The organism is Rubripirellula lacrimiformis (assembly GCF_007741535.1).
In the GTDB taxonomy this organism is placed as follows: domain Bacteria; phylum Planctomycetota; class Planctomycetia; order Pirellulales; family Pirellulaceae; genus Rubripirellula; species Rubripirellula lacrimiformis.
On record NZ_CP036525.1, the window covers coordinates 3,769,164 to 3,795,237 of the forward strand.

The following is a 26,074-nucleotide window of genomic DNA, read 5'->3' on the forward strand; positions in this document are numbered from 1 at the left end:
CGGAGGTCGAAGTGCGGTTTTCGACAAGCGGAGTCCGCACCTTTCGGGATGCCGCTTGTGCAACGCCGTTTGAAAACGGCCATCGTGGCCCAGTCAGTGACGGTCGCGGGCACGTCGAGCAGAGCGAATGATGTTTGCACCACGAGTCTAAGAATCATGAATGTCAGGTCCGAAATGAAACGTTTGCTATTCGTCGGCATCGTCGCTGTGTTTTTGTTAGCGCCAAGCACCACACGCGGCGAAGTCTCTCGTGTTGAGATTGCCGAGCGCAAGCTTTTTGCAAATGGACATCCGTTCGGGCAGGTTGGGGCCTACGAGTCCATCTCTGGTCGACTGCATTTCGAGATCGATCCAATTGCGGAGGAGAACGTCCGGATCTGCGATCTAGAGCTTCCGCCCCGGAATGCAGGCGGGCAGGTCGAGTACTGGCAAGACTTCTTTCTGTTAAGACCTGTTGATCCCCGCAAGGGCAACGGTTGCTTGCTGTACGATGTCCACAACCGAGGCAGCAAGCTTGCGCTGTGGACTTTCAACGACGCTGAAATGTCTGCCACGCCATCAACGATGCAGCACGCGGGTAACGGGTTCCTGATGCGTGAAGGATATTCCGTTCTATGGACTGGCTGGAACGGTGATGTCGTCGACGATGGAACCGGTCGTCTGCTGGCGGGACTGCCGATCGCAAAAAACAGTGATGGAACCACGATTACGGGACGCAACTACGTTGAATTCATTGTCGATGAACCGAAGTTCAGTGAAGCGTTCTACTTTAGCCAATGGGGAACCGCCGCCGGATACCCGACGGTTGATTTGCACGATGCGGGCGCAAGACTGACACGACGCGAAAGTCGATCCGCTGATGCGATCGTCGTGCCTCGAACCGATTGGGCGTTTGCCGACTACGATGATGGAAAGGTCACTGCGAATCCGACAAGCCTCTACGTCAAAGCGGGGATGAAGCCGGGGTGGATCTATGAACTGCTGTATACGGCGCGTGATCCTCGAGTATCCGGGTTGGGCCTCGCCGGTATTCGCGACGCGGTTTCGTTTTTTCGATACGGCGAAGGTGATCGCTCGGCTGCGACAAATCAACCGCTTTCCGCTGCGTGTGATCGCGCCATCATTTTTGGCATTTCGCAGTCTGGGCGACTCGCCCATCACTTCATGTACGAAGGCTTCAATCGAGACTCCGACGGTCGCACGATTTTTGACGGTGCTGTGATCCATGTTGCGGGCGCCGGTAAAGGGTTGTTCAACAGTCGTTTTGGAATGGCAACAGTCTATGGAACCCAGCTGCGGCAAAATCTATCGCCTGCCGATTTCTTCCCGTTCGCTACCAGTGTGCAGGAGGATCCAGAGACCGGCGCAACGGGCGACTCATTAGCAAGATTACGAGGCCAAGGCGAACTGCCGAAACTGTTCTTCGTCCAATCCTCCACCGAGTATTGGTCCCGAGCGGCTTCGTTGCTGCATACCGATGTCAACGGATCGCGTGATGTCGATCCGGAAGCGAATACTCGCATCTATCTGATCGCAGGTTCTCAGCACTTGGGGGCGACTGCGACTGACCGTGGGATTTGCCGATACATGCGAAACCCGCTCAAACATCGTGGCCCGGTACTGCGAGCTTTGCTGACGTCGATGGACGCTTGGGTCGCCCATGAAATCGAGCCGCCGCCCAGCGAGTATCCCAGAATCGACGACGGCACGCTGGTGAGTGTCGAGGAGTTCCGAACTCAGTTTCCCAGCATTTCAAACGTGGACACGCCAACCACCTGCTACCAGCCGTTGCGATTGAATCCTGGACCGCGCTGGATGACCGATGGGATCGCCGATACAGTTCCTCCGACTGTGGGCAAACCGTATCGCACGCTTGTTCCGGCCGTTGATGCGGATGGCAATGAACGATCTGGAATCCGTTTGCCCGATGTTTCCGTGCCAACTGCCACATACATGGGCTGGAATCTGCGAGACGAGGCCTTGGGGGCGGTTGGTTCGCTGGCGGACTTAAACGGAGGCTATCTGCCGTTTCCTGCGGTTTCAGCGAGCGGCGATTCTCGTACACCCCTTACCGAGCGATATCGCAGTCAATCGGAATACCTTTCGAAATACTCCGCAGCCGTCAGCACTCTGTGGCAGCAAAGTTTCTTGCTAGCCGAAGATGCCATACGGATGTTGGCCGAAGCCCGCGATGCGGATCCCTGGAATCGATCGGCGCCCTAAGAACTGACGCGTCAACTTTCGCCCTGAATAATCGTCGCCGTTGTCGAATCGCGACTTGCATGTCGTTCGGCCTTCGTTTCGCCCGGACCTGCTCTGCACCGCATCGATGACGCTGCGGTCGTGTTCCGGGTCAGCCACGGTCAACAAGACCAACAGGTGTTGTTTCGAGATCGTCTGGATGCGTTTCAGGGATTGGCCTGTTCAAAGGCATCTAGAAATGTCTGCGGAGCCTGAGCACCAGACAACGAGATCGTATGGTTGATGACGAAGAACGGTACGCCTGTGACGCCAAGGCGCTGCGACATTTCTCTGCCGGTTGAGATGACGCTCATGCCATCGTCGCTGTCCAGCATGGCGTCGGCAGCTTGCCGGTCCAGGCCTGCTTCCGCAACGACTTCAATCAGTGTTTGCCGCTTGCCGATGTCTTTCCCGTCAATGAAGTAGGCTCGGAACAGTCCCTCGACGACCGTATCCTGACAACCCTGTTGGTCGGCCAGCCAGATGCATCGGTGGGCATCGACCGTGTTCGGTGTTCGCTCCGACTTGTCGAAGGCGAAATGGATTCCTTCCGATTCACCCACAGCAATGACTTGGGCATCCAGCTCCATCGATCGTTCCCAGCTGCCGAATTTTTGGGTGCGATACTCTTTGCGAGAGATGCCTGATTTTGGCATCGTCGGATTCAGTTGGAACGGATGCCAGTGAACCCGCACCTCGTGCTGGCCATCAACAGCAGCAATCGCCGTTTCGAGCCGCCGCTTGCCGATGTAACACCATGGGCAGATGACATCCGAAACAACATCGACGGTAAGATTCATGTCGGCTCTTTGCTCAGCGATAGAAATCGATCCAGATGAACGTGATCGACGTTGCATCAATTCTATCGCGGCACACAAAGCCGGGATAGAATTGGCGATCCCAACCTTGGAGAACACGATGACGATTTCACGCCGACAATTCTGCGGAACACTCGGGTCCGGCCTCGCGATGGCAAATGCGAACGTGTTCGCTGCAGAGCCAGAACCGAGGTCACTTCGAGTCATCGCCTACAACATTTACAAGCTCGCGGGCTGGCCACAGCAACGCCACTTGGCCGGGCAAGCTGTCGCCAAAGGCCAGATGGCAAGGCGATTGGCGCAGGAGTTGTCGCTGCACGATCCCGACATTATCAACTTCTCGGAGTCCCCCAAGGAGCAGCTGACGAAAGAGGTTGCGGAAATTTTGGGGATGAATCACGTTCGTTTCCCCAGTGGCGGAAGCTGGCCAGGAACCCTGCTGAGTAAATCCAAAATCATCGATTCCCAGAACGCGCCGGTGATTGGCGATAGACCGAAGGAGCTATTCACCAGGCATTGGGGGCGAGCAACCGTTGAAATTTCCGGCAACGAACCGCTAATTATCCATTCGGCCCATCTCTACCCAACCGCCGACCCCACGGTTCGCCTGCGAGAAGTCCGAGCCATGATCGAATCGATGCGAACGGATCTCGATGCCGGACGGTCGATGCTCTTGATCGGCGATCTGAATCACGGTCCCGACACCAAAGAATACAAGCTTTGGATCGACGCCGGATGGGTCGACACCTTTGCCAAGGTGGGGCAAGGCGATGGCCTCACGATCAAATCCGACATTCCCAAATGGCGAATCGATTACGTCATGGCCGCTGGACCGATTGCCGCCCGAGTTGTCGAATCGAAGCCGTTGTTCGAAGGAGCGTTTCGGCTGAACATCAACGACCAAGAATCCTTTGCCTTAAGCGATCACCTGCCACAGTTGGCCGTGTTTCAGTACTAGTCAAACGCCGCGAGTCACTCCCCCCTGAAACCCACCCAAGGCAATCAATTCAACATTGGGTTGGAAATTGATTGGCATCAAGTAGGCCGGATCAAGGAACGCCGATCCGGCAACCCATCACACCACCTCGCAGAATCGGACAAACGTTGCTCAATCCAATCAACGACAACCCAACCGTCCATCTGTCACACCGCCCCAACGGAACCGCGACCAGCGAACGATTTTTTAACTCCTCCATTTTCTAACCCCATACCGCCCGATCTTCCGGCCCATTCAGCTTCGCAAACAAAAGCTCCACCGGTTCAACCCGGTCCCGAAACCACATCGGCCTGATGGAACCCTAGACCTTGCCCATTGCGGTTCGGATCGTTTTCAAACGCCGAAGCAGCAACACGATATGCCCGCTTTCGAACATCGACGCCAGATGTCCTTCGCAGAATCGGTCCGCACGAACATGGGTGGTGAATAGCCTTTGGATCGTCAGAGCATCAGCGGTTTCGATTTTGGATGGCGTATCGATGAACGTCTTTGCCGTGTCCTGCCACTGAGTCCAGTTGCATTTGGGCGACACCCAATCCTTCAGATAGAGTAAGTCGAAGAACTGCCTGACATCGTCCGAAAATTGGAACCAGGGATATTGCCCGGGTTTGCCTTTCCACTCGCCAGCAACGAATCCCTCCACTTCGAATCGTTCAAGGAACGGAACAATCGAATCGATTTGTTCGGGGGTTACAGGGGGCATCTCGAGATTTTCGTCGGTCATGATTTGTATCGTTCTTGGCGCGATGGGCACGGGACGCGTGAATTGGGTCCAGCTGTGGACGCCTCCGGTCCCTTTTTGAACGTTTTCAGGGCAATTTTCAACCTGCAGTTACGCCCGGTAGTCTTCGTGTTCTCGGCCGATTGCAACAACCTATCGGACTAAGTGAATGAAGGTAAGCAATCGGTGTGAATCAACATCAACCAAAATTGTTTCCGAACACGCTTGACTTGCCTCGAAGAGCATGGCTAGCTCAAGCACCGGGAAGAGGGCCGCGGAATGTGTCAACGACATTGAGACAACTTTCTAAACGGTTCAGTGATTGATGCCAGCGCACTTGGGGGCCAGCCCCCGAACCCCCGGGATTTTTTCAGGCATCGCTCGGGTGTTCAAAGGTGTTTTCGGTGGTAAGGTTGATTCGTCCGGTGAAACGGAAGACGGCTCTGCGGGGACGCAACCGTCCAAGGGATAATCGGATCGAGGGTGCGTCAAAGACGTTTCTTCGGAAGCTCCCGGGCAGGTTGGCTCGGGGGCTTCCCTTTTGCGTTCATCGATTGGTTTGGGAGGGTTGATCCAGACGGCTTTGGGAACACTTGCTGGCTTGGGAATTCCGTGAACGAAACGCTCGGGTGTTTTTTTCCACGCACCATGAAGAGTCTGCGTGCGAGCGGCAGTAACTTCCTCGGCGCGGCCGAAGTGCAACGATGATGGAGTTAGCAACCCGATGCCGCTGTGATAGTGCTCGTTGTTGTACCAGGTGAAAAACGTGCGACAGAACTGCAAGCCGTCTTCGTAACAGCCAAAGCGTTTGGGGAACTCAGGTCGATACTTCATCGTTTTGAATTGGCTTTCCGAGAACGGATTGTCGTTGGAGACGTGCGGTCGGCTGTGTGATTTGGTGACGCCCAGCGAACTGAGTAGCTGCGCGACGCTGTGAGATGTCATCGAAGGTCCCCGGTCGCTGTGAATGATCAGTTGTTCGGGTGGAATGTTCTGCTTGTCGATCGTGGTTTCAATCAGCTGCTTGGCCAAGTCGGCGCTCTCGCTATCGGCCAGCATCCAGCCAACGACGCAGCGGCTGTAGATGTCCAGAATCACGTAGAGGTAGTAGTACGTCCATGTTTCGGGGCCCTTGAGTTTGGTGATGTCCCAAGACCAGACTTCGTTGGGCGCGGTGGCGAGCAGTTCTGGTTTGCGATACTCGGGATGCTTCAGCTGGTTTCGTCGTTCGCGTGTGCTTTGATTGTCGGCCAAGATGCGATACATCGTTCGCACGCTGCACAGGTAGTCGCCCTCGTCGAGCAACTTGGCGTAGACCTGTCGTGGTGCATGATCAGCGAAACGCTCGCTGTTGAGTTGATCAAGTACTTCTTGGCGTTCTTGCGGTGATAGAGCTCGAGCGGGCGCCGGCCTCGGCGCGGCTTGTCGATCGGGGTCGCGGCGACGATAGAACGTCGCACGCGACACATTCATCGCACGGCAAGCCGCCGCGACGCCGACTGTTTCACTCAGTTGTTTGGCGGCTGTCAGTCGTCCTTCTCGTGTGATCGTATCTGCATCATCTCCGAGACTTTTTTTTGGACGTCAATGATCAGCTCGGCGTGGCGGAGCTTCTCCTTGAGCCGCTCGTTCTCACGTTCAAGACGTTTGAGTTGATCGGCTGGTGAAGTTTTGCCGTTAGACTTTTTCGATGATGACAATGATTCCTCCCGCAATTGACGACGCCATTTTGCCAGGACCGAGGAGTAAATTCCCTCGCGTCTGAGCAACGCCCCGATTTCTCCGGGCTCGCTACAGCTTTCGGCCTCCAGGGCGATACGGCGTTTGTAGTCGGCGGTGAAGCGGCGACGGGCCGCTTTCTGTGTCACCTCGGGATCTTTTTCAATTTTTTTGTTGGCGGTATCGGTCATGCGAATGCTCCATGCCCTCAACTCTGATGAAATTCAAAGTTGTCTCACGCATGTTGGCACAGAGGGCCGAACGTTTTGGTATTCAGCCTTCCTTTTAAGAAGCTCTATCTATCCCGCTCAGCAGCTTGGAGCTTCTTGTGGAGAATCTCCACTTCTTTAGCAAGCGTTGGCTCCAGTTCGGCCAAACGCTCCGGTATGTCTTGTGACGCGTGAAGCACCGCCAAGACAATGATCGACGCCTTCTGTAGATCACAAACAAGCAGGTGCTTGTTAACGCGGTAGAAGCTGAGGTCGGTGTCAAGCCCCGGTTGAGAGCGAAGAAGCTCTGGCTGCTCTTGGATTCTGATGAGCCCGGCTTCGAGATCATCGATGTAGCGTGCAGCAACTTCGTTGCCCCAGTTCTCAATTGAGTACTGGTCGATTTCGTTGATCGATGCCAGGGCGGGCAGCGTGAGAGCTAGTCTTCGCGATTTCTTCGAACTCACGACTTGGCTTTCTTCATCGCCTTTCGAAGGTCGCCAGTGAACTCCACGGTGCGTCCCTCGATTGCATCCCGGTAGCCGGATAGAATGCTATCGCGAGCCTCAGCTGCTTCTTTCTTCAGCTTCACCTGCCGCAATACATCCCGCACAAACTCGCTGGGAGTTGCGTAGAGGGTGCCGTCGCCACAGTTCTCGTTGATGAAAGCCCGCAGTTCGTCGGTCAGGGATAAATTGAGTGAATTAGCCACTAGATCGATTCCTCGTGAAGTAATCAGACAAGGTTATCATTCGTGACGTTATTTGTCAATATTCGACACTTGGGCAGGATGGGGGGAAGAGCTGCGAATTTCCGAAGTGCCTCGGGTTGAGTCAGCTCCACGGTCGATCTTGCTCCGCCCCACTCAAACATCTGCACGTTGTTGCTGATTCGATGCCGACTGGTCTGGCATCGTGCTTGCGTGAGATTCATTCATGCCCGAATCCGCTGAACAATTGATCGCTGCTGCGTTGCAGCTTGCTCCTGCGACGTATCTGCAGGAAACGCGAGGCTTTCGCTTTCAGAAGTTCCCGTCTGTTTTCGCCTACGTCATTCGCGCCCAACAAGTCTTCGTCGTCGCGTTGGCTCACGCGAAGCGAAAGCCAAGCTACTGGCGTGATCGCTTGGAGCAATAAGCGTTGATTGCCGTCTTGCGGCAAGCAATGTGACTGAACCCGACGGCGCAGTGCATGTTGCCGAAGCGGTCGATGCTCGCCTTGCTCAGTCAATTGAGCAGCTTGACCATGAAACGGGCTGATTTTACCGCTCGTGTGCAATCCGGTGAAAAGCACTTCCACAGTCGCTGTCAGCTTCTCACAAGGCATAAAAAAAGCCCGCAAATTGCGAGCACTTTAAGTACACCCCAGTGGATTCGAACCACTAACCTTCGGTTCCGTAGACCGATGCTCTATCCAATTGAGCTAGGGGTGCATGGCGAGTTTGGCTCGCGTGGAGGGAATTTAACAATTTCTAGTTTGGGACGCCAGGGCGTTGGGGGCGGTTCGTGGCCAGGAATTTGAATTTTGGGTTTCGATGGGCTGTTCGTGACGGTCAACGCGGGTTTTCCGAGGAAATGATGCGTGGATGGTGGTGCGTGATCGAGGGGGGGATGGCGTGTGAGAGGAATTTTAGGGAATTGAGGGCTGTGGATCGGAGGGCGATGGTTGGATTTTGGATCGGAGTGGTGGGGATTTTTGTGCGCAAGGGTTGGGGGGCGGAAAGGACGAACGGTCGATTCGGTGCCGCGGTGGGGGATGGATGGGGGGCCGAAAGTCTTGGCGACGTTCGCTACGGGGCATTGTGCGGGGGCGGGTGTTGGGTCGTGGATGGAATGGGGTTTGGTTTAGAATGCTGGAGCAGGCTGAGTGGGGGGACGTTTGGGCGTTCTGTGGCGGCTTGGGCATGGCTTGTGTCCCGATTTGTTGCGGATGACGCTTGGCCGGACTGGTCGCCCCTTCTCCGCTCCCTCGTTTTCCTTTCCCCACCCCTCCGGTTCGATTCTTTTCATGGCTCTATCGAAAACCTTTTCTGCCTGCTGGCTCGGCCGTCCAATCGTTCGGCTTCCGATCGCTGTTTCGGTCTGTCTTTTCGTCATCGGCGTCGCGGCTTCAGGTCGTGCGGCGGCCGATGGCGTGTGGCCTCAGTTTCGTGGGCCTGCCGGTGACGGCATCGTGGCAGACCAGTCGGTGCCGATGACGTTTGGCGAAGATTCGCACGTCACTTGGAAAACGCCCGTCCCGGGGCGAGCTTGGTCGTCCCCGGTCATCGCTGACGGTGTGATCTGGTGCACAACGGCGATCGAGCGCGCTGCGACCGACGAAGAGAAGGTCGCGATGATGCGGGAATCGGGGATCGAGGATCGTAAAATGAAGGAGTTGGCGATTGCCAAGGCGATCGAGTTGAAACTTGTCTCGATCGATCTGGCGTCGGGAAAGATCCTGGGGACCATCGAGTTGACCAGCATTGAAAAGCCGGATGCGATCCATTCGCTGAACAGCTATGCCTCACCGACGCCCGTCATCAACGGTGACCATCTGTATTGTCACTTTGGCACCTACGGAACCTTTTGCGTTAATCGTCATACCAGCGACATCGTTTGGCAGCGTCGATTGCCGCTGGAACACGGTGTGGGGCCGGGCAGTTCGCCAATCGTCATGGACGATGTGTTGGTGCTGATCCAGGACGGCATGGATCGCCAGTATGTCACGGGCCTGAACACGCAGACCGGCGAAACGATCTGGGAAACGGATCGGCCAGAGTTCACGGGCGCTTCGCCGGAATCCAGCAAGTCGTACTGTACGCCGATCGCGATCACCGATCCATTGGGACGCGAGCAGTTGGTCTGCATGGGGGCCCAGTGGATGGTCGCCTACCAAGCCAAGACGGGCAAAGAGATTTGGCGACTGCGCCATGGCAGGGGGTTTTCGGTCGTGCCACGACCTGTCTACCACGATGGCGTGGTTTTCTTTTCGACCGGATTCGGAAAGCCCGAACTGTGGGCGGTCCGTGTCGATGGATCGGGAGACGTGACGGACACGCACGTCCAATGGACCATGAAATCAGGCATCCCCGCCCGACCATCGCCGCTGTTGCACGACGGACTGATCTACGTGATCTCGGACAACGGAGTTGCCAGTTGTTTCGACGTCGAAAGCGGAGATCCTATCTGGAAGAAGCGAATCGGCGGTGATTACTCGGCGTCGCCCACACTGATCGGCAAGCACCTGTATTTCGGTTCGCATGACGGCAAGGTGACCGTGATGACGCCAGGGCCGGATGCGGAAGTGGTGGCCGAGAGTGAATTGGATGGCAAGATCATGGCGTCGCCGGCGGTGGTCGACGGCGCGTTGATCTTGCGGACTGATCAGGCGGTCTATCGCATCGAAAACTAACGGCGTTGTTGTTTTCGTTTGGGGCCCAACTCTAGGGGACTCAGCACACGCTGGTCGTACGCTCCGTGCGTAGTACCGGCTTCAGCCGGCTTTTCTTGTCTGGGTCGGCTCCGATGTTCGGTTCCGAATCCGCCTAAAGGCGGTACTACGAACATTTTCCGAGCGCTGCTTACGCCGTTGGATCTTAAGTGGTAGCTGCAGCAAGTCTGGAAACGGTTAACCACGAATGACACGAATAGTCCAGCGCGGGTGTGTTTCTGATTCGTGTCGTCCGCGTGATTCGTGGTTAAGACGTCTTGGTTGCATTCACCTGCACACGTCCATAACGGACCCCAGCACGCAGGGCCGCTAGTGCCGCGGTCACTTCCATTGGTGGGAATCCTGTTTGCGGAATCCGGTCAATTGCAGCGTGCCGTCGGCGGTGATGTCTAGCAACGAGTAGCCGTTGTTCTGCTCCCCGCTTCCTTCGACCATCGCCACCAGGGTGCAATAATGGATGCCGCCGATTTCGTTCCAATCGTTTTGGTGGCTGTGTCCTTGGAACACCGCCAAGACGTTTCCGGATTGTTCCAGAATGCGTCGAACCTCGGCGTTGTTTTTGACACCATGATTGTTTTGGACGTCCATCCGTTGATGGGCGAAGACCACCACGGGGCGATCATTGGCGTCCAGGTCCGACTTCAACCATTCCAGTTCCGACGCTGGGACATTGGCGTCGGTCCACTTCGAATTTTTGCGTCCGTAGGGTTCACCGTCGCTGCGGAAACAAGAGTCCAGGACGATAAAGTGAACTCCGCCGCGATCGAACGAATAGTACGACCGCTGCTGTTCCACGCTACCGAGGAACTCTTCCTTCTTCAGAGTGTCGACACAGTGGTTTCCTAAGACGTAATGTCGATCATGACTGATCGCGGAAAACTTTTGGTTGACCGTTTTTAGGTACCGCAGTTCCACGTCTACCGAATCGGCGGCATCGATCAAATCGCCCAGTTCGACCAGGAAGGTCGGTCGGTCCTGCTGGAACTGTTGGCCGGCTTCGTCCAGCTTCGTCAGCGTTTCGCGGTAGTGTCGGTTTCCGGCCGGTGATTTGTCCGCGTAGTGCAGGTCGGTGATCAAGCCGACTCGCAATCCCGGGGATGATTCCTGTGACAACAGATGGGGGGCGACGCCACAGCCGGCGGTCAGTACCAGTGTACCGCCACGCAGGAAAGCTCGACGGCCGATTTGAATGGATGAATTGGAAAGGGGCATGTTCATTCCTGGTTGGGGGCGACTTGGATCTGGAATCCGGATTTGGCGTCTGGCAAGGCCGTGCGGCAACCTCCGGTGCATTCATGAGATTTGGAAGTCTTGCCGTTCGCGATCAGCAGGCGTCCGTCGGCCAGTCCTTCGATGCCCAGCGATCCGACATTTTCGTATCTTCCGACCATTTGGAAATTGGCATCCGTGACCAGCAGAATTGCGGGGTTGCCGTAACATCCGAACCACCAGCGGTCGTTTGCGAACGTGGCTGCCTGGATCCCCAGATGGGTATGGCCACTTTCGACCACGTGCTTTTTCACGAATTGAAACTTGGGGTCGTACTGGTAGACGTAGTTTTGGTTGACCGCATCGGGCAATCCGCCCACGACATAGAACTGGCCGTCGCGATATCCGATACCGCCGGCCCCGTGGAAGACTTGTTGGACTTCGTGCTTTTCAAGCTCGGTCAGATCGGCCGCATCGTAGACGTAGACCCATGAGTCTGCGTTTCCGGCGGGATCGTTGAATTTGCCAAGGTTCACCGCGACATAGAGTCGGCCGTCATGCATACACAGATCGCCGTGATGGTCGACGACGGGGATCTTTCGGATCACGTTTCCGTCCATGTCGGTCTTGACCAACGTCGTCGTGAAGCTCCAGTAGATCGCGGTTTCGTCGCTGCAGATCCCTTGCAAGTGCCGCGGATACGTGCCGCTGCATTGGACGTCGAGCACGCGTCCGCCAAGCTTATCCGCAGCGGACTGGCTTGCGATGGTTGGGACGGAAACTTTCTTGCCGGTATCGTTATCGCCGGAGGTCGTGGGTGTTTGAGCGTTACACGTTGCCAGCCCTGCGCACGCCAGCAGGATCAAAGTGGATAGTGCAGTCGTTGGATGGTTCATGATGGTGGGATTTAGGGGTGGGATGATTCCAGAGGTGGGGAGTTTTTGTTCAGCGATCGATATGTTTTCTTGGCATTGCCGAGTTTGGGTTGGTCGGCATCGACGACGTTCCAAAGGCTAATCCCTTCGGTGACCAGCGGTGCCTCGTGCCTGGGAAGGAACGATCGCAGTCGCTTGATTTCGGATACGTAGGCGGGATCGTCGGCAAGGTTGGTCCACTCTTCCCCGTCGGAATCGTGGTCGTAGAGTTCTTCGCTGCCATCAAAATAGCGGATGTAGCGCCAGTCTTGGTCCCGGGCCGAATAATTACCGCGGCCCCAGGTGGTGATCGCTGGTCGATTGATGGAGGCAGATCGGTCGCGGATCAGCGGCACCATGCTGGTTCCATCGACATAGTCGGGCGGGACGATTCCGGTCATGTCGGTCAGCGTCCGGTACAGATTGATCAACGACACGGGGGCGTCGCAATCGCCGGGCGACATTTCCGACTGTGGCCGGGGATCGTGGATGATCAGTGGAACGCGAGTCGCCTGTTCCCACAGCGAAAACTTTCGGAAGCTGCGTTTTTCGCCTAGGTGATATCCATGGTCGGACCACAGCACGACGATCGTATTGTCGGCATACGGGCTTTCGTCCAATGCGTCCAGCACGCGGCCGACGTTGAAGTCGACCCACGAGATGCATGCTAGGTAGGCGCGACGGACTCGGTTCCAAGCTTGGTCTTTGCGATAGCGTGCATCGTCGTTCAATTTCGCCATCGCTCGGCCCGCCCATGGGACATCGCTCAGATCATCGGTCTTGATCCGCGGGGCCGCGACTTCCTCGGGATACAGATCAAAGAACTGTTGGGGGCAAACAAAGGGGAGGTGTGGTTTGACAATCCCAACGGCCAAGAAAAATGGCTTATCGTGCTGTTGGCCAAGGACGTCGATCCCGTAGGACGCGACCTGGTAATCGGGATGCACTTCGACGGGATCCGTCGTGGGGCAAAACGCCATCTTGCGGGAATCGCCTTGTTGGTAGCCGGCGGCAGCGTTGTAGTGCAGTGCGTGCACGCTGCGTTGATGATAATCGGTCCATTCGTCGGGCCGTTGTTTCGAACTGTGGTGGATCTTCCCGGCTCCGAACGTCTGGTACCCGTTGGACCGAAACAGAGTCGGAAGGCTGGTGAATGGTGCCAGCACTTCTTCGGGAACTTTGTCGAGGTCGTAGAACGGGTACAGACCGGAATGGAAGGGTTCGACACCGAACAGCAAGGCGTTGCGGCTGGGCGAACAGGCGGGAGCGGCGCAGTGAGCGTTGGTGAAATTGACACTCCGACGCGCCAGCGCCGCCATGTTGGGCGTTTTCGCTTGCGGGTGTCCGTCCAGGAATTCGGTCCAGTCGTTCATGTCGTCAATCGCGATGAACAGAACGTTGGGCCGTTGTTGGGCCTGGGCCGCTGCCGAGCAAAACAGGCTGGCGACGGTCACGATCCAGAGTGCAATTTTCATCTTGTCGCCATTTTTGGGATGATGGTGAGCGGTGCGGAGCATGGGTTGCGGTGGGCTGCCAGGTAGACCGGGGCTCCGAGAAGCTTCCACTAGTTTAACCGACACAGAGTTGGCGATTGGACGTTGTTGCGACCAGCGGATGATCGTGCACCATCGCCGCGACGGCGTGCAGTATGATACGGATCGTGCGAGAAAAAAGTGTCCGGCCCCGTTTGCCGGGAACGGGCCCCTCGGGTGCTTCGCACAAAAGGGGGCGGACTCTTATTTTTCGCTCAGTCCTAAGCATCACGTCGTCCAAGTTTCTTGGACCTGAAAGGATCAAGATGAGCCAAGCCAATCCTTATGCACCGACCACTTCCATCCCCATCAACGACACGGACATCCGCCGCGTTGCCATCCGTCCGATCGGCTTATTGAAGCGTAGTTGGCGGATGCTGGGGGACCAATATTGGCTGTTCCTAGGGATCACCTTTGGCGGAATTCTGATTGGATCGGTCGTCCCATTCGGTTTGATCCTGGGGCCGATGTTGGTCGGGATCTACCTGTGCTATCTATCACTGGAACGGCGCGAGAAGGTAGAGTTTGGGACGGTGTTCAAGGGATTTGATTTCTTCAAAGAGTCGTTCATCGCCACGTTGTGTCTGATTGCGTTGACGATGGTGGTAATGATTCCGTTCATGATCGCGATGGCGGTGTTGATCATGCCTACTTTCGCTCAGGCTGCCCAGAACAATCAGCCGCCTTCGTTTCCCGTCGCGATCTTCCTGATGTACCCGCTGATGCTGATGGCCAACATCGTCATCACTCTGCCGTTCATCTTTACGTTTCAGTTGATCGCAGACCGGAACTTGTCGGCGATGGAAGCGATCAAGGCGAGCATCCAAGGTGTGAGAAAGAACCTATGGGGCATCGTATGGTTCTTTGCACTGCTGATGATCATCTCGTTCGCACTGGCGTGCATGTGCTATGTCCCCGCGATCCTGTTTTTGCCAGTGTCGTTCGGATCGTTGTTTCTGCTGTACCGTGACATTTATCCACACCAAGGCGGTGCCGACCCCGCAGCGAATACGTTCGGCTGATTCGTTGTGCTGCGAGTTGACGCAGGCAAAACCGTGAGTTGTGCGATCGACACAATTTGCCCCCTCTGCCCCCGGATTGGCGGAAGAATCGGACGAGGCATAAGCAAGCCGCGTGTGATAACCGACGCTATCGCGTGGCGGCTGATAGCGTGGCAGTTGGTTGGTTGCTAATTCGGGAAAACCGTGAGTTGTGCGATCGACACATTTTGCCCCCTCTCCCCCGGATTGAATGCGAGTTCTGCTCGCATTGAATCTGGGGGAGAGGGTTGGGGTGAGGGGCAACGCCGTTAAGGAAATTTTTCATGCTGCATTTGAGAGGTCCAGTGTAGCTTTGGCAAGCTTCTGTTGCTCTGCGGTGGCGAGTTCAATTGTGGGTGGGCCGGTCCGGGGTTCCTCTTTTCGGCGTGGGTAGTTGCGACTTTTCTTTTTACTTGCGCGGTCGTATGTATCCGTCAACGCACCGGCCAAGAGACTCCGAAGCGATTCGCCCCGCGCGGGTATCTCGTTGGGGCAGTGCAGGATGTTTTGCAATATTCGTAACACCATCGCGACGCTCGTTTGAGCCGCCGGTTCGATCCGATCGATTTGTTCGCGAAGCGCAAGTAACTGCGCCATCCAAAGACCGACAAGCGACCAGGTTAACTCGTGCTCGACGACATCCGGCGTTCGCCCGAGCAGTTTCGAACGACCGTAAGTTTGCTTTAAGGATCGGAATTGCACTTCGATTCCCCAGCGTTTTCGATAAATTTCCCCAGCACGCGAATCACTTAACTTGCGTAAGTTCAATTCGTTGGTGACGAGATAGACTTCGCCACGTCCGTCGTGAAAGCGAAGTAGCCGAAGGACCAACGGCGGCTGCTTGCGTTGCTGTTTTTCTTTCGGCCAGCAGTACACGATGCCATCACGTTCGCGAACCCGTCCAAGTTGCTTCAGGAAGCGACAATTGCTTCCGACACGCGTCAGGAAGTGATGGCCGTGGCTGTCGATCGCGTTCCAAAAGTCGTAGCCGACGAAACCAGCATCACCGCAGATGAGCGTGTTTTTCGGTAGGTCTAAAGCATTCAGCATTTCCAACAGATGGGCTCGTTCGCTGGAATAACTCGGTCCGATTTTCCATGCCCATGGCAATCGCTGTCCGACATGCCACAGTAGCGTAAGCCAGACTTGAGGACCGACGGGCTGCGGATTGTAGTTCTTCTTTTTGCTCACCGGTTTTCGTTTGTTGGCGTGTCGACCACGCTTGTTCTTCTTGTTCTTCTTGTTCTTCTTCGATCCCCTTTTGTTCTTTGGCTTGCAGAACCGCTTCTCGTTGGCCAGGGTTCGGCAAGCATCCAAGCGGGAACCGTCGACGGCCAACACCAACCAAATCCCAATGCGAAAACTTGCTTGATCTGTCTTCTCCATCAAATGATGCATTCGTTGGACCAGTGGCGGAAGGATTTGCTCGGTGTACTTCTGCAGTGCAGTGATCAGCGTCTGATACGAATGAATCCCGGTCGTACCGAATAAGCTCTCGACACTTTTGATCGCGTCTTTGGTGGATTCGACGAGCAATGATTGACTACTCCAAACCCATAGAATTGCGACCTGCATCAAGTGAGTCGGCACCCAATTGGCATTGCCGTGAACACGAACCTTTGCGAATAATTGGTCGTTGGCGATCCAGCGAATCGCTTTGGCCAGCTGTTCACCTTGAGTCATTGATTGCTTCTGTTTCGAAGCAGCATCCTTGCCACTGTTACTCATAGCCAGGCTCCTTTTCTTTCGACGGTGTAGTCGAGGATTTTGGGGGGAGCCTGGCTTATTTCATTTATGGCCCTCCAAAAGCTATCCTGGTTACCTAATTCACTCGAAAAATTTCCTTAACGGCGTTGGGTGAGGGGGCTGTGGGACAGAAGAATCGTGTGAGGCATGAGCAAGCCGCACTTAGGAACCGACGCTATCGCGTGGCGTCTGATGGGCTGGCGGCTCATTGGATGGCGTCTGCGAGCGAGGGAATTGGTATCGGTGGTTGGTTTTTGACTTGCTTGGTTGATTTGGGACCTGGTGTAGTCGGTGTTCGTGCGTTTTTTGCGTTTCTAAGCGACGTTGGTACGGGAATTGTTCTCTGAGTGGGTTGTGGCTAACGCGTTTGAATCGTTGAGAACACTTTCGAGCTTGCGAAGGCTACCTTTGTTTACAACAACACCTAGGTAACGTTCATGTTTTGGTTGATTGGTTGGATCCTGTTTGGCTTTCTGGTGGGCTTGATCGCTCGTGCAATGATGCCTGGCGTGCAGTCGCTGGGGTGCCTACGGACGATGGGCTTGGGGATCGCCGGATCTCTCGTCGGTGGAATGATCGGGTACTTCTTGACCGGCGGCTCGGTGATTCAGTCCAGCGGTTGGATTGGATCGGTGATCGGGGCCGTCGTGTTGCTGGCGGTCCAGAGTCGACGTCAGGGTCGCATTGAATGATGCGCCACATTGCGGGCGACCGCGGTGGGAATGCTGCGTGTTTGATCGCAAGCGGTTTCGCAGCGGGCCGCAACTACCAACCAAGCGTACAGGTCACCGATCGGTGATCCGATCCGACGTTTTTGCCCACTGTTTTGGATAGGCACGTTAGCGTTGGACTGATCAGCACGTGATCAATCATGATTCCGAAAGGGAACCAGCTGGGGCCGCTGTAGTGCGTGGGCGTCCAATCGAGACCGACGTTAGCGAGTCGAAGTCGAGTGGTGTTTGAAAATTGACTCAGCGCGGGCGCCCAAGGCGTCGCATTCATGTCACCCACGACGACCGTGGGCAGACCAGGCGATGTTTTGCGATCAGTAAGAATCTTCCGAGCCAAGCGAGTTAGATGATCGTTTCGCTGGTTGAAGTTGAACTCGCTGACCGGGGGCAACGGGTGCGTTGCATAAACGCGGCACTTTCGCCCATCGATATCGATCGTTGCGGCGATCGAATCGATTTCATGAGCGAACGAAAAAATCTCGCTGTGTGAAATCGGATGTTTGGAAAAGATCCCGATGCCAAAGGCGTGATCACTGATCGGACGGGTCATGCGATGCGGGTAACAATGTTCGGTGTGAGCCGAAATCTTGTCGGACAGTTCGTGGCTGAGTTCGATCACCACGAAGACGTCTGGATCGGACTGCAGAATTTCCGCAATCACTTCCCCATGTCGTTGGTTCGAAATCAACGCATTCACCACGGTGATGGTCCATGGTGCTGCATCGCGGACGGCCCGGTTGCTAGGTCCCGACGAACGCGCTGACGCCGAACTGAGCCCGATCCCTGAAAAGATCGCGGGAGCATGCATCGAAAGTGTCATCAGCAGGATGGTCAACACGATCCATTGACGCCGAAGCACTGTCAAGGCAGCGACGATTAAGATTGCGATGCACTGCTGCAGCCTTAGTTCCGCTAGCAGATTGGCGATCCAGTTGTACGGAGCCGCCGCCGTGACGACTGCGACCAATAGCAACATGCTTGCCAAGACAGCAACCACCACGTGAACTGGCGGCCGAGCTGTGTTGCCTGCCAACGCAGAGACCGGTTGCTGCCAGGGCCCTATTACCGAGGAAGCCGAATCCAGTGGTCCAGGTTGGGGGGATCTGCGTGGCACCGTGTTGGATATCCGTTCATCAAGTTTTCTAGCGATTGTCAAACGGTGACGCATCGGGCACGCGGCCAGACCCTGTCCGCGAACGTTCGCGGAACACTGAACTGGAATCCCGAACTGGAACGACAACCTTCTGTTTTGACCGAAGGCTATTTAGACCTTGGGTTGCCAGCCATCAGCATACGATCGCGACCACAGTTTCGCTGCGTCGGGGTTATCGACGATCCGGCCATTTTGCGGATCGGTGTGCAGCACCGATTCGGTTCGGTATGCGATGTTGCCCAGGTGGCACAGCAGTGTACTTTGGTGTGCGATTTCGATATCCGCATTCGGACGACGGTCGTTGCGAATTGCGTCAACGAAATCGGCAAAGTGGTCCTGATCTCCGCCTGCGCCGGTTTGCTGATCGATCTGTTTGTCCTTCATGTCGTAAAGCACAAATCCGGATCCATTGATGACGATGGAGCCTTCGGTGCCATGAAAACTGAGCCCGAATCGGGATCCGTGCGGCCCCAACGGCGACCAGCTAAGTCCTTCCCAGGTGATGGTCTTTTTGTCCGGGAAGTCGTAGGTGACCATCATCGTGTCAGGCGTTTCTTGGTCATCATCGTGACGGTACTTGCCACCACCGGCAGTGACGCGTTCGGGGTAGGTGGCCTGCAGTCCCCAGCGTGCGACATCGATGGCGTGAACGCCGTTGTTGCCCAGTTCGCCATTGCCCCACAGCCAATTCCAGTGCCAATTGTAGGGGACGACATTGTCTTTGAAGGCGACGCGTGGGGCAGGTCCCTGCCACAGGTCCCAGTCGAATCCGTCGGGCGGTGTTTGTTCGGTTCCATGTCCGATCGAAGGTCGGCGATTGTTGTACCAGCATCGCGAATAGAGTGCTTCGCCAATGGTCCCCGAGTGGATCCGATCGACCGCTTCGATGATCGCGGGCCAACTGCGGCGTTGGGTGCCCATTTGCACCACACGGTTGGCAGCGCGAGCGGCCTGGATCGCCATCTCGCCTTCGGCCGGATTGTGGCTGCAGGGTTTTTCGACATAGACATGTTTGCCCGCTTGGCATCCCATGATCGTCGCCGGAGCATGCCAGTGGTTGGGGGCTGCGCAGACGATGGCGTCGATCGAATCTTGGTCGAGCATTTGGCGGAAGTCGCTGAACACTTCGGGACGCTTGGTTTGGGACTTCGCGATCGAGTCAGCGGTTCGCTGTGCGGCCGCCTGGTCGACGTCGCAAACCGCGGCGATGTCGACGCTGCCTAGTTTCAGCATGCCCTTGGAGATCGCACTGCCGCGTGAACCGGTGCCCATGATTCCGATGGATACACGGCTGTTGGCATCCGTTTTCTCTGCCGCAGCGGCAGGGGATGACATCGCGTTTGCAGACAACGCGGATGCGGACAGTGCGGCAACGCCTTGCAGGAACAGACGGCGATCGGCGGTAGGGTTCATGGAAACAGCTCGTTAGCAAAAAGGTGGGAAACGATGCGAAGGCGGGATCCACGTCGATGGGGCATCGAGCGTGGAGTGTGATTCTAGTCAGGCGCCAACGAGGCCGGCGTTGACTTGGGGCAAGAAATTGAAATCAGTTTTCTCTTGGGTGTCGTCCCAGCGGAGCCAGGTTTTCAGCAGTTCGGCTTCGGGACTGTCGGGCCAGTTGGCCATGATTTGGACGACATGTTCGCGTGCTTTGGCGGGGTCGACGATCGGCAGTTGAGCGTTTCCCCAATCCCCAGCATACAAGCCGGCCAGCATCCAATGTCCGCGCAATTGAGTCGCCAGCGGTTGGTCGTCGGCGGTCATCTTCAGGTATTGCTGAGCCGCTTTGTCGGGTTCGCGAGATTCCAGTAGATAATAATCGGCTTCGATTTCGGTGATCAAGCTTGGGTTGGCGATGGATTCACGGAACTGCATCGCACGCCCGAGAGAGGATCGCATTTGATCCATCCGTTTGGATGCTGCATCACGCTGGCCCGTTTGGAACAGCCGCGACGCTTGGTTGTAGGCGACGTTGGACTGCAACCAGTGGGCGATCGCGTTCTTCTTGTCGGCATTGATTGCGTTTTGGCTAGCCAAGTCGGCCTCTTGCAACAGTTGCACCGAATCCTCGCTGCCCGATTCGTACTGCAGTGCCTGGTCCAGCGATTCGAGCGCACGCAGCAGGTGACTATTGGTGGCAGCGTCCTTGGACATGGGTGCGGTCAGCGCCGATTTTTGAGCCGTCATGCGGCTGACCAGCTGGGCCAACGCAACATCGTCAGGAGCTTGTGCAGAGGATGCCTTTACCAGTGCGTAGGCGACATCGCCACCGTTCTTGGCCAAGCGAATGGGGATGGCGTGTTGACCATTGTCGCGGTGATAGGTGGTGGTTTGGAACGTCGCTTGATCGGAGGCGAGTGACCCCCAGACCACGTAGTCGACACCCAGACGCGACGACAGACCGCGGATCGCTTGGGTGTCGCTAAGGCCTTCGGCGCGGAGCCGGCGAAGTTGGCTTTTGATGTCACGCGGGCTTGCCACTTGGACTCCCGCGACGCTAGCGAGTTGCGACCGCAGGGCCGTCGAGACCTGCACCGCTTGGTTGGACGCATCGAACGTCATCTGATTCAGTGGCAAGTGGGGCAAGACGGCGATGCGGACAGGATCCGAATGGGGCGATGCGGCAAGGTTGTCTCGTCGGACCGCGGCCAAATCGATCGCAGCAATCGGCTGGATCGCTGCCAAAGCGACATCGGGCTGTTTACCCGCGTCGATCATCGCCGTGCGAATTTCGGGATAAGACATGTCCAGCATCAGCCCATCGGTACCCTGGGCCAAGGCGCCAAAGAAGGTGCGTGTTTGGTTGATGGCGGTGTCGTACGAACGCGACACATTCTGGTTGCTGGTACACAGCACACAATTGACACGAATGTTCTTGGACTTTGCCAAGGCAACCAACAACGGCGTGTCGAATCGCCGAAACGCTTTGTTCTTGGGGTCTTTGAATGCGGCCGCGTAGGGCGGAGCGTCACCGAACATCAAGATCCATTTGGAAATCGATGCATCGTCGGACCATTCCAGTTCGGTGATCGCAGCGTGGATCCCCAGGTCGGGCAGTTCGTGAAAAAATGGAGCGCCGCTTTCGGGCGACAGTGCTTCGACAGCTTTCGCGATCAGTTCGTCATCGGCGGTAAACTGTTTGCTAGGGATGACGATTTCGCCCGACGGCGAACCCGCGTCGCGGTAGACGACGATTGCGGCGCGGACGTCGTTGTTTCGGTACCGTCGCAGGTCGGCCAACATTTGGTGGATCGATTGACGAACGCCCGCCAATTCGCTGGTCATGCTGTCTGTGCCGTCGACGACGATCGCGACCTCCAGTTCTTGATCGCCTTGGTCCGCCAGATCCAGGAAACTGCGTTGCAGCAATCCCATCGTTTTTCGCTTGGGGGCGCGAGCGGGCGAAAACAATGTCGACATCGCGGAACCGGCGGGCGATGTCGTTGGCGTCGTTGGATCGGGCGCGGTTTCGATGGTGGGCGAATCTTGGGCCGTCAACGCACTGGCGATCAGGCAACCTAGAAAGAGGCAGGGTACAAGATGTCGCGTCATTCGAAAGCTCCGTCGAAATGGTCCAGCATGGCGTCCGCTGCTACGATACCATGAACCCAAGGGCGCTTGATGATTCAGTGAGGCAAGCGAGCGACTTTTCTGGTTCATTCGTTCGGTTTTGGCAGTGCATGTGACATTGGAAATGAATTCAAACATCGCGACGGGATTGCGATCGGTGGTGGCGGGCTGCTTGGTGGCTGCTTGGTTGACGACGGGGGCGGTTCTATCGACCCACGCACAGACCCATCTGCCCGATGAATCCCAATTGCCCGGACAAGCGGGACCCGACCAGCCCAAGCCGCTTGATCCGTCCGGTTTGCCAAGCGAATCCGATCTGCCGGGTCAGGCGGATCCGTCGCAATTGCCGGGTGAAGATCGTTTGCCCCCTGAGTCGTCAGCCGACCAGCGGGCCGACGGTGGTGGTGAACCAGGAAACAATGAATTGGCTCCGATCGCGGGATCCGCCCCGCTTTTGCGATTGTCGTTCGACGGTCATACCGGCGTCATTCGTTCGATGGATTTGAGTGACGGTGGACGCACGTTGATCACCGCCGGTGAAGACAAGGAAGTTCATGTGTGGCGGCGGTCCGACATCGGCAGCAGCGGATGGATGCACCGGAGGACGATTCGATGGCCTGTGACACGCGGGCCACGTGGATTGATTTATGCAGCGACCTTGAAGGGAGATCAGTTGGCGTTTGCCGGATATGGGGCGTCCGGTGGTGCGGGCGAAATCCGAGTGGTGGATGTGGCCAGCGGGGATCTGCAGCGAACTCTGTTTGACGATCAAACCGGACATCGATCGAACGTCGTTTCGGTGGGCTGGGCACCGGGGGATGCCGTGCGTTTGGTATCAACCGATGTGGAGGGCAAATTGATCCTGTGGCAGCCCGATACGACCACTGGGTTCTGGTTGCCCAAGGTGTTGGTCGCTGCGGACAGCCAGACTTATTCGGGACCTGTGGCGGCGGCATTGGCGGCGGCCGATCGACGCGCCTTCGTACCGACCACCTTCGTCGGCAATGACTATGTGGTGGTTCCCCGCTATACCGGCCCCGGCGAAAACGGTTATGCGGGCTGGCAATTGCAGCGTGTGAATATGGTCACCGGGGCCTCGGATCTGTTGACGAACTTGGTCCATTTGAAACATGTGCGATCGATGTCCGCCACCGATGATGGTCGTCGATTGGCGTCCTGTGATTGGGCGGGAACGATCGGTGTGTGGACTTTCCGCGACGGGTCAATCGCATCGTTCGAATCGTTTCGACCGGATGCTGCGCCCAACTTCGTTCAGCTCAGCGATTCCGGGGACCAATTGTTTTTTGGTACCGACGCGGTGGGGGACGAAGGCGCCCAATTGCAAACATGGGACATCAGCAAAGGAAAGCCGACCTTGGTCAGCAGTCGCCGCGTGGACGGTTTGGTCCGAGCCGGTGTGATCGACGAATCCAGACGGGAGGTTCTGGTTTCGCAGGGCAACGAAGTGCACTGGTTTTCGTATGACACTGGTGGTGCCTTGGATGATTCGCCGCCGAAGCGATTGAAGACTCCGGTCGATGTGGTTCGCCGGGTGGCGTTTGCAAAGGATGGTGATTCGTACCAGATTGCGATGGGGCACAGCAAAGGTGGCGAATTCGACGATGTGTTCGATTTGTCCGAGAGCAAACTGCGGGGCGGTGCGGACATCGACGCAGATGCTTTTGTTCCTGCCCAACGCTTGCCCAACATGTGGCGAATTGGCGACCCCGAAAAAGAACCGTTTCAGTTCTTCGAATCGGATCAGGCACGCGGCACCCTGCCGCTGGTTCAACATTTGAACGGTTCGCCAACCGCGATCGCGACGATGCCCGGGTTGGTGATCGTGGGGACAGACCGCAACAACAACATCTATGCGTACCGAGCCGACGACGCCGATCCACCTGTGCTGGTCCGGCAGATGCGTGACCACAATGGCGCGGTCACTTCGCTGGGCACTTCGTCCGACGGGAAGTATTTGGTCAGCGCCGCCGAAGACGCGACGGTCTCGCTATGGAACCTTCAGGACATCGACACCGCCACCCCGATGGTCAATCGGTGGGGATGCGAGTTCGAATTGGAATCCGATGCGTTGATCGCTAGTGGAGTTCGCGAGGACGGTCCGCTGTACTTTCGCGGCGTTCGCGGTGGTGACGAATTGGTTTCGATCGGCTGGGTGAACCACGATGGAGAATTGTTTGCCGAATCGGACGTGGCTGCGATGCGTGATCGCTTGTTGGATCTGCCGTTCGACGTGATGGTCGAACTGAAGTTCAAACGTTTGCGATCAGCCGGTCCGCATTTCAACAGTTTGCCGGCTTGGCGGCCCATCGCGACGCTGTTTGTTGACCAAAATCGCGAATGGGCATGGTGGACGCCCGCCGGTTATTACGACGCGTCATTCAACGGGCACCAGAATTTTGGATGGCAGTTGAACCGTGGGCGTGACAACGAGGTAGAGTATTTTCGGGCTGCGCAGTTCAGAAAACAACTGGAACGCCCCGACATCATGCGTCGATTGCTGGCGGCTGGCAGTCTGCCGGAGGCGATGCGGCAAACCGTCAGCCAGATCGGTCCCGCGGCTGGTCAAGGTGCGATCGTCAACCAATACGAAAGCAAGCCGACCATTCGACTGTTGAAGCCAGCGGCTGGCGAGAAGATCGTCGGGGACGAATTGGTTGTCGAAGCGTCGATCGATGTCCCACTGGGGGCCAGCTTGGTCAAGCCGAAGGCATTCGTCAGCGGAGTGCCAGCGATTAGCTGCGAATTGGTCCAAACCCCGATGATCGCAGCCGGATCGACCAGTGCAGCCGAGGCAGCCAACGCGGCGGGCAATCCGGCTGAGTCCGCCGATACCGATCAGTCCAACGCGGCGATCTATCGGTGGAAGTTTCGATTGCCACAGGATCGACAGTTGCAGTTAGAAATTCTGGCTGCGACGGAAGCCGAGTCGGTGGACCGTGTGCTGGTGGAATTCGATCATCAACCCAGTGACGTCTCCAGAGCGAAGCCCCGATTGCACGTGTTGGCGATCGGCGTGGGCAGCTATCGCGATCCACAGATCCAGTCGCTGGATTTTGCCGCCGGCGCCGCCGGTACCGTCGTGAACTTGTTCCGTGAAAAGTCCGCGTTGCTGTACCAGACCAGTGCCGATCAATTGGTCGATACGGATGCGACGCGTCCGCTATGGCGTGTCTTCGCTCGCGATGCAGCGGACCGACTGCGTCCGGTGGTGTCACCGGACGACTTGGTGATCATGTATCTGTGCGGTCACGGGCTTCGAGATCGGCGGACGAACCAGTGGTACTTCGTGACCGCCGACGCCCGCTACAACGACTTGATGAATGATCGATACGATGACTGCATCGCGTTCAGTGACCTCGCGTCGTTGGCACAGTTGCCCTGTCGCAAACTGGCGATCCTGGACTCCTGCCACAGCGGTGCTGTGCAACCGCTGATGCGGACGGACGACCTGAAAAGTGCATTGCGATTCTTGCAGGACGATGTCGTGCTGACCCTGACCGCTAGTGAGGGTGACGAGGAAGCGGCGGAACAACGCGAATCAAGGATGGGACGGTTCACCGCGACGATGGTCGATGCGTTGGGCGGCAAAGCGGATCAAATGGACGAATCTTCGATCAACCGCGAGCCTGCAAATGGCGCAGCGCGTGCTGCACAGAGCGTTGACTCGCTTGGTCGTGATTCCACCGGAAACGGTGATGGAGTCATTTCGATCACAGAACTGGTCGACTATGTGTCACGCCGTGTGTCGCGAGAATCCGAAGCCGAGGGAATGCCACAGCACCCCACAGCCAGCCCGGGTTACCTGCTGCGAACTCTGACTTTGCCGCTGACCACACGCTGACCGATCGCCGCCACTGGCATCGTTTCACTTTGGGTTTGTGGACGGGCGCTGCGGCGCCGTCCGCTGGCGTGCTGCTCGGGAATCTCCACCGCCAATCGCACGGGTGACTGGGCGTTAGGGGCGGGATGGGAGGTTTGCGTTCAGTTTTGCGATCAAGTAGATCGGTCTGGTGGTGTGGTTT

18 protein-coding genes, 1 tRNA gene and 1 pseudogene are annotated in these 26,074 nt (G+C 56.7%); 7 read left to right on the forward strand and 13 right to left on the reverse strand.

Translation table 11 applies throughout. The annotated features are described in order from the left end of the window. The first annotated feature begins 156 nt into the window (after nucleotides 1-156). Complete coding sequence (locus K227x_RS13305; protein WP_145170114.1) at nucleotides 157-2,223, forward strand: alpha/beta hydrolase domain-containing protein; 2,067 nt, start codon at nucleotides 157-159, stop codon at nucleotides 2,221-2,223. A 185-nt stretch (nucleotides 2,224-2,408) separates the two neighbouring features. Here the strand turns inward: K227x_RS13305 and K227x_RS13310 are convergent, their stop codons facing one another. Next, nucleotides 2,409-3,041 (reverse strand): DsbA family oxidoreductase, encoded by a 633-nt coding sequence (locus tag K227x_RS13310; RefSeq protein WP_145170116.1) that lies wholly within the window; start codon nucleotides 3,039-3,041, stop codon nucleotides 2,409-2,411. Between the two features lie 118 nt (nucleotides 3,042-3,159). On the opposite strand from K227x_RS13310, the gene K227x_RS13315 reads away from it, so the two are divergent. Next, complete coding sequence (locus K227x_RS13315) at nucleotides 3,160-4,017, forward strand: endonuclease/exonuclease/phosphatase family protein (RefSeq protein WP_145170118.1); 858 nt, start codon at nucleotides 3,160-3,162, stop codon at nucleotides 4,015-4,017. Between the two features lie 340 nt (nucleotides 4,018-4,357). On the opposite strand, the gene K227x_RS13320 is transcribed toward K227x_RS13315, so the two are convergent. The 4 genes and pseudogenes from K227x_RS13320 to K227x_RS13335 all read right to left on the reverse strand — a co-directional run bounded on the left by K227x_RS13320 (nucleotide 4,358) and on the right by K227x_RS13335 (nucleotide 7,417). Further along, a complete protein-coding gene (locus K227x_RS13320) occupies nucleotides 4,358-4,780 on the reverse strand; it encodes a DUF6508 domain-containing protein (protein WP_145170120.1) in 423 nt (140 codons plus the stop codon). A gap of 543 nt (nucleotides 4,781-5,323) precedes the next feature. Further along, nucleotides 5,324-6,687, reverse strand: a pseudogene (locus K227x_RS13325) (IS3 family transposase); the annotation flags it as partial. A gap of 104 nt (nucleotides 6,688-6,791) precedes the next feature. Next, nucleotides 6,792-7,172, reverse strand: coding sequence for a type II toxin-antitoxin system RelE/ParE family toxin (locus K227x_RS13330; protein ID WP_218933991.1), 381 nt, complete (start codon nucleotides 7,170-7,172; stop codon nucleotides 6,792-6,794). Continuing rightward, a complete protein-coding gene (locus K227x_RS13335) occupies nucleotides 7,169-7,417 on the reverse strand; it encodes a ribbon-helix-helix domain-containing protein (protein WP_145170124.1) in 249 nt (82 codons plus the stop codon). The genes K227x_RS13330 and K227x_RS13335 overlap by 4 nt, the downstream gene beginning before the upstream one ends. Before the next feature lie 223 nt (nucleotides 7,418-7,640). Here K227x_RS13335 and K227x_RS13340 point away from each other — a divergent pair, with 223 nt between their 5' ends. After that, nucleotides 7,641-7,841: a hypothetical protein gene (locus tag K227x_RS13340; protein ID WP_145170126.1), complete on the forward strand. Its 201-nt coding sequence runs from the start codon at nucleotides 7,641-7,643 to the stop codon at nucleotides 7,839-7,841. Nucleotides 7,842-8,062: 221 nt separating this feature from the next. On the opposite strand, the gene K227x_RS13345 is transcribed toward K227x_RS13340, so the two are convergent. Beyond that, a tRNA-Arg gene (locus K227x_RS13345) sits at nucleotides 8,063-8,136 on the reverse strand. Between the two features lie 575 nt (nucleotides 8,137-8,711). On the opposite strand from K227x_RS13345, the gene K227x_RS13350 reads away from it, so the two are divergent. Beyond that, entirely contained in the window at nucleotides 8,712-10,097 is a 1,386-nt protein-coding gene (locus K227x_RS13350) for an outer membrane protein assembly factor BamB family protein (RefSeq protein ID WP_145170128.1), read from the forward strand. Nucleotides 10,098-10,457: 360 nt separating this feature from the next. On the opposite strand, the gene K227x_RS13355 is transcribed toward K227x_RS13350, so the two are convergent. The 3 genes from K227x_RS13355 to K227x_RS13365 are packed head-to-tail and all read right to left on the reverse strand — an operon-like array spanning nucleotide 10,458 to nucleotide 13,734. Next, nucleotides 10,458-11,348: a metallophosphoesterase family protein gene (locus K227x_RS13355; protein ID WP_391540435.1), complete on the reverse strand. Its 891-nt coding sequence runs from the start codon at nucleotides 11,346-11,348 to the stop codon at nucleotides 10,458-10,460. A gap of 2 nt (nucleotides 11,349-11,350) precedes the next feature. Further along, on the reverse strand, nucleotides 11,351-12,241 hold the full coding sequence (locus K227x_RS13360; RefSeq protein ID WP_246146776.1) for a Kelch repeat-containing protein: 891 nt from the start codon (nucleotides 12,239-12,241) through the stop codon (nucleotides 11,351-11,353). Between the two features lie 11 nt (nucleotides 12,242-12,252). Then, nucleotides 12,253-13,734 (reverse strand): sulfatase, encoded by a 1,482-nt coding sequence (locus K227x_RS13365; protein ID WP_145170132.1) that lies wholly within the window; start codon nucleotides 13,732-13,734, stop codon nucleotides 12,253-12,255. 323 nt (nucleotides 13,735-14,057) lie between these two features. Here K227x_RS13365 and K227x_RS13370 point away from each other — a divergent pair, with 323 nt between their 5' ends. Next, a complete protein-coding gene (locus tag K227x_RS13370; protein WP_145170134.1) occupies nucleotides 14,058-14,813 on the forward strand; it encodes a hypothetical protein in 756 nt (251 codons plus the stop codon). 300 nt (nucleotides 14,814-15,113) lie between these two features. Here the strand turns inward: K227x_RS13370 and K227x_RS13375 are convergent, their stop codons facing one another. Continuing rightward, nucleotides 15,114-16,559 (reverse strand): IS4 family transposase, encoded by a 1,446-nt coding sequence (locus tag K227x_RS13375; RefSeq protein ID WP_145167794.1) that lies wholly within the window; start codon nucleotides 16,557-16,559, stop codon nucleotides 15,114-15,116. A gap of 455 nt (nucleotides 16,560-17,014) precedes the next feature. On the opposite strand from K227x_RS13375, the gene K227x_RS13380 reads away from it, so the two are divergent. Beyond that, the gene (locus K227x_RS13380) at nucleotides 17,015-17,269 is read left to right on the forward strand and encodes a GlsB/YeaQ/YmgE family stress response membrane protein (protein ID WP_145170136.1); all 255 of its coding nucleotides are present in this window, start codon (nucleotides 17,015-17,017) and stop codon (nucleotides 17,267-17,269) included. Nucleotides 17,270-17,342: 73 nt separating this feature from the next. Here the strand turns inward: K227x_RS13380 and K227x_RS13385 are convergent, their stop codons facing one another. From K227x_RS13385 to K227x_RS13395, 3 genes are all read right to left on the reverse strand, one after another. Then, nucleotides 17,343-18,341, reverse strand: a complete 999-nt coding sequence (locus K227x_RS13385) for an endonuclease/exonuclease/phosphatase family protein (protein ID WP_218933992.1) — start codon at nucleotides 18,339-18,341, stop codon at nucleotides 17,343-17,345. Nucleotides 18,342-18,572: 231 nt separating this feature from the next. After that, on the reverse strand, nucleotides 18,573-19,874 hold the full coding sequence (locus K227x_RS13390; protein WP_145170140.1) for a Gfo/Idh/MocA family protein: 1,302 nt from the start codon (nucleotides 19,872-19,874) through the stop codon (nucleotides 18,573-18,575). An 87-nt stretch (nucleotides 19,875-19,961) separates the two neighbouring features. Next, complete coding sequence (locus tag K227x_RS13395) at nucleotides 19,962-22,013, reverse strand: vWA domain-containing protein (RefSeq protein WP_145170142.1); 2,052 nt, start codon at nucleotides 22,011-22,013, stop codon at nucleotides 19,962-19,964. A gap of 142 nt (nucleotides 22,014-22,155) precedes the next feature. Between K227x_RS13395 and K227x_RS13400 the strand changes: the two genes are divergently transcribed. Then, nucleotides 22,156-25,893: a caspase family protein gene (locus K227x_RS13400; RefSeq protein ID WP_145170144.1), complete on the forward strand. Its 3,738-nt coding sequence runs from the start codon at nucleotides 22,156-22,158 to the stop codon at nucleotides 25,891-25,893. The last annotated feature ends 181 nt before the right edge of the window (nucleotides 25,894-26,074 follow it).